At 62.2% G+C, this 12,708-nt stretch carries 5 protein-coding genes and 3 pseudogenes; 2 read left to right on the plus strand and 6 right to left on the minus strand.

What is annotated here, in order from left to right; all coding sequences use genetic code 11:
* Positions 1-6 precede the first annotated feature (6 nt).
* The 4 genes and pseudogenes from DIZ22_RS07810 to DIZ22_RS07825 form a co-directional block, all read right to left on the minus strand.
* Positions 7-138, minus strand: a pseudogene (locus tag DIZ22_RS07810) (IS5/IS1182 family transposase); the annotation flags it as partial.
* 16 nt (positions 139-154) lie between these two features.
* Positions 155-1,295, minus strand: a pseudogene (locus DIZ22_RS07815) (IS3 family transposase).
* A 58-nt stretch (positions 1,296-1,353) separates the two neighbouring features.
* A pseudogene (locus DIZ22_RS07820) lies at positions 1,354-1,988 on the minus strand (IS5 family transposase); the annotation flags it as partial.
* 165 nt (positions 1,989-2,153) lie between these two features.
* A complete protein-coding gene (locus tag DIZ22_RS07825; protein ID WP_048936875.1) occupies positions 2,154-4,280 on the minus strand; it encodes a TonB-dependent receptor in 2,127 nt (708 codons plus the stop codon).
* A 440-nt stretch (positions 4,281-4,720) separates the two neighbouring features.
* On the opposite strand from DIZ22_RS07825, the gene DIZ22_RS07830 reads away from it, so the two are divergent.
* Positions 4,721-7,486 carry a bifunctional aconitate hydratase 2/2-methylisocitrate dehydratase gene (locus DIZ22_RS07830; protein ID WP_048936876.1) on the plus strand — a complete coding sequence of 922 codons (2,766 nt, stop codon included), beginning with the start codon at positions 4,721-4,723 and terminating at the stop codon, positions 7,484-7,486.
* Positions 7,487-7,585: 99 nt separating this feature from the next.
* Here DIZ22_RS07830 and DIZ22_RS07835 read toward each other — a convergent pair whose 3' ends face one another.
* On the minus strand, positions 7,586-9,130 hold the full coding sequence (locus tag DIZ22_RS07835) for an arylsulfatase (protein ID WP_122928776.1): 1,545 nt from the start codon (positions 9,128-9,130) through the stop codon (positions 7,586-7,588).
* A 233-nt stretch (positions 9,131-9,363) separates the two neighbouring features.
* Between DIZ22_RS07835 and DIZ22_RS07840 the strand changes: the two genes are divergently transcribed.
* Positions 9,364-9,873 carry a hypothetical protein gene (locus DIZ22_RS07840; RefSeq protein WP_234415587.1) on the plus strand — a complete coding sequence of 170 codons (510 nt, stop codon included), beginning with the start codon at positions 9,364-9,366 and terminating at the stop codon, positions 9,871-9,873.
* 73 nt (positions 9,874-9,946) lie between these two features.
* On the opposite strand, the gene DIZ22_RS07845 is transcribed toward DIZ22_RS07840, so the two are convergent.
* Positions 9,947-12,646, minus strand: a complete 2,700-nt coding sequence (locus DIZ22_RS07845) for a TonB-dependent receptor (protein ID WP_048936878.1) — start codon at positions 12,644-12,646, stop codon at positions 9,947-9,949.
* Positions 12,647-12,708: the final 62 nt, after the last annotated feature.

Below are 12,708 nucleotides of genomic sequence, written 5' to 3' on the forward strand. Positions count from 1 at the left end.
CGTTGATCAAAGCCAAAAGATGACGGTGGCAGCGGGGGCGATGGCGGAGAAGAAGGCTGTCGGGCATCGATCGTAGCGGGTAGCAACCCGGCGCCAATCCTTGAGGCGTCCGAACATGATCTCGATGCGGTTGCGCTGAGTAGCCCCTAGTTTTCTAGACGCCTTCTGCTTTCAGAATCTGCTGCCGTTCGAACTGGTTGGGTGACAGCATCCCGTTCCTGATCTGCTTGCGCACCGGGTTGTAGAACATCTCGATGTAATCGAACACATCCTGCCGGGCTTCATCGCGTGTTTTGTAGGTACGGCGCCGAATGCGCTCACGCTTGAGCGAGGAGAAGAAGCTCTCGGCGACGGCGTTGTCATGGCAGTTGCCGCGCCGGCTCATCGAATGCTCAAGATTGTGAGCCCGGATGAAGGCCGCCCAGTCCATGCTGGTGAACTGCGAGCCCTGATCCGAGTGGATCAGCACCCGTTGCTTCGGTTTGCGCCGCCATACCGCCATGTGCAGCGCCTGCAGCACCGCATCGGTGGTCTGCCTGCTCTGCATCGACCAACCCACCACGCGGCGGGAATAGAGATCAATCACGACGGCCAGATAGGCAAAGCCCTCCAGGGTCCGGATGTAGGTGATGTCTGTCACCCAGGCCCTGTCGGGTGCGGCCACGTCGAACTGGCGATCCAGAGTGTTGTCGACCGCCAGGGACGGCTTGCCGCCATAGCTCCCCGGTCGGCGCTTGTAGCCGACCTGCGCCTTGATACCCGCCAGCCTGGTCAGCCGGGCAACGCGGTTCGGGCAGCAGGTCTCGCCCTGATCCAGCAGGTCGTCGTGCAGCTTGCGGTAGCCATAGACCTTGCCGCTGTCGTTCCAGGCTTGCCGGATCAACTCTGTCTGCCGAGCATCTTCCTGGGCCCGCGTGCTCAGTGGGCTCTTCTGCCAAGCATAGAAACCGCTGGGCTGGATGCGCAGACACCGACACATCGATCGAACCCCGAACTGGTCACGATGCTCGGCGACAAATGCGTATCTCACTTTGCATCCCTGGCGAAATACGCGGTGGCTTTTTTTAGGATGTCGCGCTCCTCGGTCACCCGGGCCAGCTCGCGCTTCAGCTGGCGGATCTCGGCATCCTTGCTGGCATCGCCAGACACCACCTCGCCAGTTGTCGCTTCCAAGCATACAGCGAATGCTGACTGACGCCGAGCCGCTCAGATACCTCCGCTACCGGATACCCTCGCTCGGTGATCTGCGCCACCGCATCACGCTTGAACTCATCGCTGAAATTGGGCTTCCCCATCGTCGTCTCCTGTCCTCAAAATTAGGATAGAAGGCGTCCAGAAATCTAGGGGCTACTCACGCCGTTTGTAGCGACACTTGTTGTATTTGGCGGGTTTGCTCCGGGATTTCCGGCCCGGGATGCACGGTTTGATACCCTTTTCCTGCAAGGCGTCACGAAACCAGTCGGCATCATAGCCCCGGTCGGCCAGCAGCCACTGGGCTTTGGGAAGCTCGTCGAGAAGAGCAGCAGCACCGATATAATCGCTGACCTGGCCCGCAGTCATGAAGAAGCAGATCGGGCGACCATTGGTATCCGTCACGGCATGAAGCTTGGTGTTCATGCCGCCTTTCGTGCGTCCGATCAGGCGGCCAGCATCCCCTTTTTTACCCGCAGGCTTGATGCCGTGCGGTGCGCCTTAAGATAGGTCGCGTCGATCATCACCGTCTTGCGTTCGGAAGACTGAGGCGCAGCCAAACCTTCCATCATCCGCAGGAACACGCCCTTATCGCTCCACCGCTTCCAGCGATTGTAGAGCGTCTTGTGCGGACCATAATCCTTCGGTGCATCCCGCCAGCGCAGCCCGTTACGGTTCACAAAGATGATCCCGCTCAACACCCGTCGATCATCAACCCGGGGCTTGCCATGGCTCTTGGGGAAATACGGCTCAAGCCGCGCCATCTGGTCGTCCGTCAGCCAATACAGGTCACTCAATTCCAGTCTCCTCACGGAGCATGAATCAGATCGCAACGCCCATATCAATGGATCCTGACCCTAGCACCGACCAACTAAAATTGATCGCCTTTCAGACCACCTCTCCCTTCAGGGAGCCCATGACACCGCCCCGCGCCTGGCGCGCAGGGCGGGGCCCTTCTCCCGTCAGAAGTCGACCGTGGCCGAGAGCCAGAGGCGGCGCCCTTCCTGGTTGATCGAATAGGCCGGGGTCCAGGCGGTCGTCGTGCCGGTCTGATAGGGCACATAGACCGCATAGTCGGTGTCGAGGATGTTGTAGAGCGTCGCCGACAGGCGGAAGGCCGGTGCGACCTGGTAGGAACCACCCAGGTGGAAGACTTCATAGCTGCGGAAGTCGCCCACGGACGTCTGCTGCGCATTGGCGCCGCGATAGCGGCTGGAACGGATTTCGGCGCGGGTCCAGACGCTGGCCTTGTCGCCCAGCTTCCAGCGCAGATTGCCGTTCAGCATATGCTTGGGCATGCCGATCAGCGGCAGCCCCTCTTCCGCGCCGCTCAGTTGCTCGGTCTCGGTATAGGTATAGTTGGCCGTCAGCGACAGGGTGGAGGTCAGGGCAAAACGGGTTGCCACCTCGACGCCGCGGGTGCGGGCCTTGTCGATGTTGATCGACTGGCTGAACAGGTCCACGGTCGGGAACGGGCCGACATCCAGACAGCCGGGGCGATTGGGATTGCCCGAAAACTGGCAATTGGGGATGCCCGGACCGCTTGCGATCTTGTCGGTGAAGTCATTGTTGAACAGGGTGACATTGCCGCTGAAGAAGCCGTCGCCGTCATAATAGAGGCCCGCTTCATAGCTGGTGCTGGTTTCCGGCTTCAGCCCCGGCGTGCCGAGCAGCGGGATGCGCCCCTGCCCGCCAAAGCCGATGATGCCCTCGGCAATCTGTTCGACGCGCGGCGTCTTGAAACCGCGGCTGACGCCGCCCTTCAGGGTCAGCACATCATTGATGTTCCACACCGCATAGGCGCGCGGCGACCATTTGTCGCCAAAGGTCGAGTGATTGTCATAGCGCGCGCCGCCGGTGATATTGAAGCCATCGACGACGGTCAGCGTCGCTTCGGCAAAGCCCGCCCATTGGGTGAACTTGAACGGTTCGGGGGCGACGCCCTCGACCATCCGCGCCTTCCAATATTGGCCGCCAACGGTGAAGGCCAGCGCGCCCGCCTTGCCGGCAAAGCGGGAATCGATGATGTCGTTGCGCGCCTCCAGCGTGCGCGGGCTGCCCGGCACAGCGCCCGGCGTGCCATTGGGGATCAGGCGGCCGATCGTCTCGGTCTCGTTGCGGGTCAGGGTGGTGTCGAGCTGGCCGAAACCCATGCGCCAGCTGTGCGCGATCACATAATTGCTGCGGTTGAACCGCTGTTCGGGGGCATAGCCGCCAGATCCCAGCGTGCCGAGCTGGCCCCGGCTATTGTCATAGCTTTGTTCGTTGCGATCATATTCGAACCACAGGTCATGATCGGTATGGGGCGTCAGCGTCAGCCGGCCGCCATAATTATAGATGTCGGATTCCACCGGGTTGCGGCCCAAGGTCAGCGCCGGATCGCCGGGGATCTCGATATCGGAGCCGGCGCGGTGGAAAACACTGCCGCGCAGGGTCAGGCCGGCCAGCCCCTTGATGATCGGCCCCTGGGCAAAGCCGTTGACCGACTGGATATTGCCGAAGCGATCATCGCCCTGGATCGTGCTTTCGGCGCTGGCGGTGCCGACCCAGCGATCGCCGACCTTGCGGGTGATGATGTTGACGACGCCGCCCATCGCGTCCGAGCCGTAAAGGGTGGACATCGGGCCCCGCACCACCTCGATCCGGTCGATCGCGGAGAAGGGCGGCAGGAAGCTGGTGGAAGTTTCGCCAAAGCCGTTGGGCGTGACGCCGCCGGGCGCATTCTGGCGCCGGCCGTCGATCAGCACCAGCGTATAGTCGCTGGGCATGCCGCGGATCGAGATGTTGAGGCCGCCGGTCTTGCCCGCTTCGCCGCCGACATCGACGCCCTGCACATCCTGCAGCGCTTCGGCCAGGCTGCCGAACCGCTTCTCCTGCAATTCCTCGCGGCCCAGCACGGTGATGCTGGCCGGTGCCTCGATGATATTCTGTTCATAGCCGGCCGCGGTGACGACGATCGCGCTCGACTGCGCATCGGCATCGGCATCGGGCGCCTGCGCCTGGGCGGCGACGGGCAGTGCGAGCGCACCGATCAGGGCAGCGCCCCCCAGCAGATGGGCACGCGTCGAGAATATTGCAGGAAATGGCATTTCAGACCCCCATTGAAATAATAGTGCGACTTAGTCGCATTAGAATTTCACGGTCTGATGTGGAGGAAGAAGGTAGCGGTCAATCAATGATGATATGCCCAGCCGCCTGCGCAACAATTTCTCACAATCGCGACACCGGCGGAGTGCACGCCTCTTCTTTGCGGGACATGTTGGAGCCGCCTGGGCAACATAAGAAGGGTTGCAGACATCATGGTGGCACCCAATATCCGCCTTGACACTCGTCCGCCGCTACGGATCGCCGCCGCTCCCCGCGCAGCGAGCGCCGGGGCGATCCGGATCGGTGCATCCGGGCCTATCGGGCAGCTTGCAAGCCGGGCGATCTTGGCCTACGCGCGACCCGTCACCGCCCCAGGTCGGTCCATAAAGCCGTCCGGTGGTGCCACGCCCGGATTCATACACTTTATGGCATTGGATTTATAATGAGCATCTACCTGGATTATCTGGCCGAAATCGACAGCAGGAAAGTCCAGGGGCTCGCACCCAAGCCGATCGACGACGGCGCCCTCGTCGCCGAACTCATCACCCTGATCCAGGACGCGGGCAGCGAACATCGCGCCGATGCGCTGAAATTCTTCATCTACAACACCCTGCCCGGCACCACCAGCGCCGCCGGCGTGAAGGCCGACTTCCTCAAGAAGGTCGTGCTGGGCGACGTCACCGTCGCGGAAATCACCCCCGCCTTCGCGCTGGAACTGCTCAGCCACATGAAGGGCGGCCCCTCGATCGCCGTGCTGCTCGACATTGCGCTCGGCGATGACGCGGCGCTGGCCGTGCAGGCGGGCGACGTGCTCAAGACCCAGGTCTTCCTCTACGACGCCGACATGTTCCGCCTGCGCGACGCCTTCGCGGCCGGCAATGCCGTCGCCAGGGACGTGCTGGAAAGCTATGCCAAGGCCGAATTCTTCACCAAGCTTCCCGAGGTCGAGGACGAGATCAAGGTCGTGACCTTCATCGCCGGCGAAGGCGATATCTCGACCGATCTTCTCTCGCCGGGCAACCAGGCCCACTCGCGTTCGGACCGCGAACTGCACGGCCTGTGCATGATCTCGCCCGAGGCGCAGCAGGAAATCGTCGCCCTGAAGGCCCAGCATCCCGACGCGCGCGTCATGCTGATCGCCGAAAAGGGCACGATGGGCGTTGGCTCGTCGCGCATGTCGGGCGTCAACAATGTGGCGCTGTGGGCCGGCAAGCAGCAGAGCCCCTATGTCCCCTTCGTCAACTATGCGCCGGTCGTCGCGGGCACCAACGGCATCTCGCCGATCTTCGCGACCACTGTGGACGTCACCGGCGGCATCGGTCTCAACCTCAAGAACTGGGTCAAGAAGACCGATGGCGAGGGCAAGGCGATCATCAACAATGACGGCAATCCGGTGCTGGAGGAGGCCTTCTCGGTCGCGACTGGCACGGTGCTGAAGATCGACGTCAAGAACAAGAAGCTGACCGACGAGGCCGGCAAGGAACTGGTCGACGTCGCCGCCGCCTTCACGCCCCAGAAGATGGAATTCATGAAGGCGGGCAGCAGCTACGCCATCGTCTTCGGCAAGAAGCTGCAGACCTTCGCTGCCGAAACGCTGGGCATCGAAGCACCCAAGGTGTTCGCGCCGAACAAGGAAATCACGGTCGACGACCAGGGCCTGACCGCCGTGGAAAAGATCTTCAACCGCAACGCCGTGGGCGTGACGCCGGGCAAGGTGCTGCATGCCGGTTCGGACGTGCGCGTGAAGGTCAACATCGTCGGGTCGCAGGACACCACCGGCCTGATGACCGCGCAGGAACTGGAGGCGATGGCCGCCACCGTCATCTCGCCGCTGGTCGACGGCGCCTATCAGTCGGGCTGCCACACCGCGTCGGTGTGGGACAAGAAGGCCCAGGCCAACATTCCCAAGCTCATGAGCTTCATGAACAATTTCGGCCTGATCACCGCGCGCGACCCCAAGGGCGTCTATCACGCGATGACCGACGTCATTCACAAGGTGCTGAACGACATCACCGTGGACGACTGGGCGATCATCATCGGCGGCGACAGCCACACCCGCATGTCGAAGGGCGTCGCCTTCGGCGCGGACTCGGGCACGGTTGCGCTGGCGCTGGCCACCGGTGAAGCCACCATGCCGATCCCGCAGTCGGTCAAGGTCACCTTCAAGGGTCAGATGGCGCCCTATATGGACTTCCGCGACGTCGTTCACGCCACCCAGGCGCAGATGCTCCACCAGTTCGCTGGCGAGAATGTCTTCCAGGGCCGCATCATCGAAGTCCATATCGGCACGCTGCTGGCCGACCAGGCCTTCACCTTCACCGACTGGACCGCCGAAATGAAGGCGAAGGCGTCGATCTGCATCTCGCAGGACGAAACGCTGATCGAGTCGCTGGAAATCGCCAAGTCGCGCATCCAGATCATGATCGACAAGGGCATGGAAAATGCCGCCGGCACGCTCCGTGGCCTGATCGCTCTGGCCGACAAGCGCATCGCCGAGATCCGCTCGGGCGAGAAGCCGGCCCTGTCGCCCGACGCCAACGCCAAATATTATGCCGAAGTCGTCGTCGACCTCGATCAGATCGACGAACCGATGATCGCGGACCCGGACGTCAACAATGCCGACGTGTCGAAGCGCTACACCCACGACACCATCCGCCCGGTTTCCTATTATGGCGGCACCAAGAAGGTGGATCTGGGCTTCATCGGATCGTGCATGGTGCACAAGGGCGACATGAAGATTCTGGCCCAGATGCTGAAGAACATCGAAGCCGCCGAGGGCAAGGTCGAATTCAAGGCGCCGCTGGTCGTCGCCCCGCCGACCTACAACATCGTCGACGAGCTGAAGGCCGAAGGCGACTGGGACGTGCTCAAGAAGTATGCCGGCTTCGAATTCGACGACAGCCACCCCAAGAACGCCGCCCGCACCGAATATGAGAACACCCTCTATCTGGAGCGTCCGGGCTGCAACCTGTGCATGGGCAACCAGGAAAAGGCCGCGAAGGGCGACACCGTCCTCGCCACCTCGACCCGCCTGTTCCAGGGCCGCGTGGTGGAAGACACGGCCGAGAAGAAGGGTGAATCCCTCCTCGCCTCGACCCCGCTGGTGGTGCTTTCGACCATCCTGGGCCGCACGCCCAATATGGACGAATATAAGAAGGCGGTGGTCGGCATAGACCTCACCAAGTTCGCTCCGCCCAAGGCGGCCTGATCAAGACCGCCGCCCGATCGCAGGATCGGGCGGCGGCATCAGGACAGCGATGATCAGAAGCGGCGCGGGACAGTATCCCGCGCCGCTTTTTTTCATGGTTCAGCTCGCGCCGCCCGCCGCATCGCCCATCGCGTTGATCGCGTCGTCAATGGTGAAGGTGTTGGGCTTCTGGATCGGCGGGAATTCCTTGAAGGTGTCGGCAAATTGGGCCGCCCCCGCCTGCGCGCCATAGAGCAAGAAGGTGTTCTTCAACACCCAGTCATAATAGGTGTTGGATGTGATGTCGGCGAACTCATAGGGATCGATCCGCAGGTTGAAGAGCTTGGGAATGCGCAGCCGGGTGAACGGCTCGCCCCAGACCTTCATCGTGCCGGCGCAGCGCTGTTCCAGGAACACGCATTTCCAATTGTCGTAGCGCATGGCCAGGATGTCGCCATCGTCGCTGATGTAGAAGAAGGCGTTGCGCGGGCTCTTCTCCTCCTTGCCGGTGATGTGTCCGACCAGGCTGACGCCGTCGATATGGTTCTTGTAGGTCCGGCCGATCGCCTTGTAGCCCTTCTTCACCTTCTCGACGATGTCGGGCTCGCCCGCCATTTCCAGGAAGGTCGGTAGCCAGTCATGATGCTGGACGATGCCGTTGGAGACCGATCCGGCCGGCACCTTGCCCGGCCAGCGCACCATCATCGGAATGCGGAAGGCGCCTTCCCAATTGGTGTTCTTTTCGCTGCGGAACGGCGTCGTGCCGCAATCGGGCCAGCTGTTGCGATGCGGGCCATTGTCGGTCGAATATTGGACCAGCGTGTCCTCGGCGATGCCCAGTTCGTCCAGCAGGTCGAGCAGCTGGCCGACATTCTTGTCATGATCGATCATGGTGTCGTGATAGTCGGACTGCCAGCGGCCGGCCTGGCCCTTGCTGCCCGGCTTGGGGTGCGTGAACATGTGCATATGCGTGGTGTTCACCCATACGAACCACGGCTTTCCATCGGCCTCCGCCTGCTTGATGAACTTTGACGCGCGTTCGACGAATTCATCGTCGCAGGTTTCCATACGCTTGGCCGTCAGCGGGCCGGTATCCTCGATCTTCTGCTTGCCGACCTTGCCCCAGCGCGGCATTTCGGTGACGTCGTCGACATCGGTCGCGAAGGAATGGATCACCCCGCGCGGGCCAAAGCGTTCCTTGAAATGCGGCATGTCCGGTTCGTTGAGCGGATAATTTTCCATCTCCGGCTCTTCTTCGGCGTTCAGGTGATAGAGATTGCCGAGAAATTCGTCGAAGCCATGGTTGGTCGGCAGCATATGGTTCAGGTCGCCCAGATGGTTCTTGCCGAACTGGCCGGTGGCATAGCCCTGCTCCTTCAGCAGCGCGGCGAAGGTGATGATCTTGTCGCTCATGCCCACCGGCGCGCCGGGAATGCCGACCTTGGACAGGCCGGTGCGCAGCACGCTCTGTCCGGTGATGAAGGAAGAACGGCCGGCGGTGCAGCTCTGCTCGCCATAGCTGTCGGTGAACTTCATCCCCTCCCTGGCGATCCGGTCAATATTGGGCGTGCGATAGCCCATCACCCCGTCGGTGTAGCAACTGAGGTTCGATATCCCGATATCGTCGCCCCAGATGACGAGGATATTGGGTTTCTTGTCGGCCATGGTGCTTTCCCTTCGCATGAACAGGAATTGGGTCGCCTTTGTCTGCATCCTGCCTGACCAGCCGGCTATCGGGGAAAACCCTGTGAAGCGTCCGCGATGATGCACGGACAACATGCCTGCCCGCTCCGAATGCGCGGCCATGCCCCCCCCTGCCCGGTCGCACGCACCGCCAGCCTCTTTCCTTTCGCACCCGTCATGGCATGATGGAAGAAATGCGCTGGGGGGGGGCTCGCGTGATTACAGCCTATGACAGGAGCATGGCGCCGTTCGACTGGGCCGCGATCCTCTATCTGATCTTCTTTGCCCTATTGTTCCTGGGCGCCCGCTGGTGGAAGCGATCCGGGCGACGGATGCCGCGCTATATGCCGGCCGCGATCCTGCTTGCCGGTCTGTGGTTCGGCGTCCTGCCGCTGTTCGACCAGTTGAGGGTCGGCGCCATGGACATGGACCAGATGAGCGTGACCAAGGGCCGGATCAGCAAATTATGGGACATCCGCACGCGCAGCCGGAATACCGACCCCCTCTCCTTCCAGAAACATCAGACCAATATAACCCATGGCTTCGACATCGGCGGGGAGAGTTTTTCCTGGCACGAGGGCAGCCGCTGTCCGGTGGCGACCTTCTGCGGCTTTGCCGGCGGTCCGCCCTATCTGCGCGAGGGGCAGAAAGTGGAGATAACCTGGTTCGCCGACCCGCTGCGCTTCGGCAAGCGCCGGATCGTGAAGCTGCTGATGGAGAAATGAGCCCGCACCGCCGATCCCCCAACGCAAAAGGGCGCCCGATCGGGCGCCCTTTCCGTTTCGGCTGTGCCTGACGTCAGAAGGTGGTCGACAGCGAGAAGTTGAAGGTCGTGCCATAATTATAGGCGTTGTAGATGACCTTGTTGGTGCCGTTCGACTGGCTTTCCTCATAGTCGTTGCCCAGGATGTTGCGCACCTCGAACTTGGCGTCAAACTGGCGCCCCGCGACATAGACGCCCTGGCGCGCCACGAAGTCCAGGTTGATGCCGGGATGTTCATAGACGTCCGGCTGGTCCTGGTTGGCCAGGCCACGGCTGGTCACGCGTTTGCTGGCATAGGACAGGATCAGCGTCTGCTGCGACAACTTGTCCTGGTCTTCCAGGCCGAACTGGAAGTTGACCAGATGGTCCGACTGGCCCGTCAGCGGCGAACCGTTGCGGAAATAGTCGGTCGCCAGCGTCGACGACGCGCCGAACACGGCGGTCGTATCGCCCTCCTTCACCTTCAGCTTCGACTTGGTGTAGGTATAGTTGGCGATCGTCACCAGACGGCGGGTCGAGAAGAACGCGCTGTCAGACATGGACGACAGGTCGAAATATTTCTGCAGCTCGACTTCGCCGCCATAGAGGTCGGCCTTGGGCGCGTTGGCGAAGCTGGTGATGAACGCATCGCTGTTGAGCGAGATGAAGGTTTCGATCGGATTGTCGATCGTCTTGTAGAAGCTCGACAGCGTAAAGCGCTGATCCCGCGCGAAATACCATTCATAGCGCGCTTCCGCGTTGAACAGCTTGCTGTCCTGCAGATAGGGGTTGCCCTGATAGCGACGGTTGGTGTCCGGATCGAAGTAGAATTGATAGATCAGCTCGCGGAACTGCGGCCGGGCAATGGTCTTCGACGCGTTCAGGCGCACCTGCATGTCGTCGCGCATCTGCCAGGTCAGCGTGCCGCTGGGCAGCCAGTAATTGTTGTCGAGCTGGGTCGAAGCCGTGCCGGCGCCCGGCGTGCTGAACACCTGCAGCGGCGACACGTTGAGCTTGGCCGTTTCATAACGCACGCCCGCGTCGAGCGACAGGTCGTCCAGGATCTGCCAGTTCAGCTTGCCATAGCCGGCATGGTTCTTGAGCGTCGCGCGGAAGGCGGGATTGCCTTCGTTGGTCTCGATCAGGGCAATGTCATAAGCGTTGACGATGCCCGGCGCCAGCAGCAGGTCGGGGCGCAGCACGCCCACGCCCTCGGGCATGTCGCTCGACGCGCGGAACTGGAAGTCGCGGCGCGAGCTGGTGCGGTTGGTGTCGACATAGGCATAGCCGGCGGTCAGCGCCATGTCGGCCGACGGCTTCCAGGTCAGGTCCGCGCCGCCCGACCACAGATCCTCGTTGAGGTCGGAGAAGCTGACCGTCGCGGTCTGGCCGGTATTGCCATTCAGACGGTTGACGAACAGATTGCCATAGGGGTCGGCCGCTGCATTGGTGCGGATATATTCGAACGACAGTTCATAGGGGGCTTCGCGCTGCGAATTGGCGAAGCCGCCGCGCACATCCAGGCTGAACGCCGGGCTCAGCTTGAACTCGCCCACCACCTGCGTGTCGATCAGCTGGCGCTCATACCAGGCGGTATCCTGCTCCATGATGTCCGACGTCGGCTGGGTCTGGGTGTTGCCCAGGCCCATGCGGGTGTGCTTGAGCGTGTCGCGGATATAGAGGTTGGTCCAGCGGATCTTGTTGTCGCCAAACTCCAGGCCCAGGCCCAGCAGGCCGTTCACGACGATGCGATTGTCGGTGGTGACGCGCTGGAAATCCGAATTGAGTGCCGACAGGTCGGGCGTGATCGAATTTTGCTGGCGCTGGTCGCGCGTAGTCCACTTGTTGCTGTAGCCCGCAGTGGCGATCAGCCCCAGGGTCGAACCGCCCAGGTCGAACGAGGTGCCGCCCGAAATGGTCGCCGAATAATTGGGGTCGATATCCTTGATGCGCTGGACGGTACCCTTGCTGAAGCGCACCATTTCCGCCGCGATCGCGGTGGTATCGACATTGCCCGAGCTGATCCGTTCGCCGCTGGCGAAGAAGGCGGCGAGCGCCGGCGGAATGTCGCGGCTGCCATTGTCGAAGCCGGTCCAGTCGCTCTTGCTGCCATAATAGCTATAGCCCATCTGATAGGTGGTTTCGGTGTTGGCACCAATACCGCCGCTGATCGTCAGGAAGCTTTCCGCCGGCACCGCATTGGTCGTCAGGTTGATGACGCCGCCGCCGAATTCGCCGGGATAATTGGCCGAATAGCTCTTCTGCACCATCGAGGACGAGACGATGTTCGTCGGGAACAGGTCCAGCGGCACGACGCGCTTGAGCGGCTCGGGGCTGGGCAGCGGCGAACCGTTCAGCAGCGCGAGCGAATAGCGATCGCCCAGGCCTCGGACGTAGACATAGCCGTTGCCGACCACCGACAGGCCGGTGACGCGGCCCAGCGCGCCGGCAATGTTGCCGTCGCCCGTCCGGGCGATATCGGCGGAAGACAGGACCGAAACCACCGCCGGAATATTCTTCTGGACGTTGGCACTGCGGCGGCCGGTGACGATGATGTCGGAACCGGGGACCGAAATGTCGGGCGCCGCCTCCGGATCCTCAGCGGTCGAACGACCGGCAGCGGCAGCAGGATCGGCCGCCTGCGGGTCGGACGTGGTGGCATCGGCGGGCGCGGGCACTTCCTGGGCCAGCGCGGCCGGCGCGACCAGCGCAGTGGAAAGCAGCAGCAGGCCCGCGAACTTGAGCGGCGTCGCCATCGAATATCCCCTAGATAAGGTCATTGCACGTTTCGGGGCGGGATGCGGCCGATCATGGCCGC

It is taken from the genome of Sphingobium sp. LF-16, from assembly GCF_003711185.1.
GTDB lineage: Bacteria > Pseudomonadota > Alphaproteobacteria > Sphingomonadales > Sphingomonadaceae > Sphingobium > Sphingobium yanoikuyae_A.

Bases quoted from the DNA above. Each gene is read 5' to 3' on its own strand.
- DIZ22_RS07825 (WP_048936875.1), bottom strand. From the start codon at position 4,280: ATGCCATTTCCTGCAATATTCTCGACGCGTGCCCATCTGCTGGGGGGC.
- DIZ22_RS07830 (WP_048936876.1), top strand. From the start codon at position 4,721: ATGAGCATCTACCTGGATTATCTGGCCGAAATCGACAGCAGGAAAGTC.
- DIZ22_RS07835 (WP_122928776.1), bottom strand. From the start codon at position 9,130: ATGGCCGACAAGAAACCCAATATCCTCGTCATCTGGGGCGACGATATC.
- DIZ22_RS07845 (WP_048936878.1), bottom strand. From the start codon at position 12,646: ATGGCGACGCCGCTCAAGTTCGCGGGCCTGCTGCTGCTTTCCACTGCG.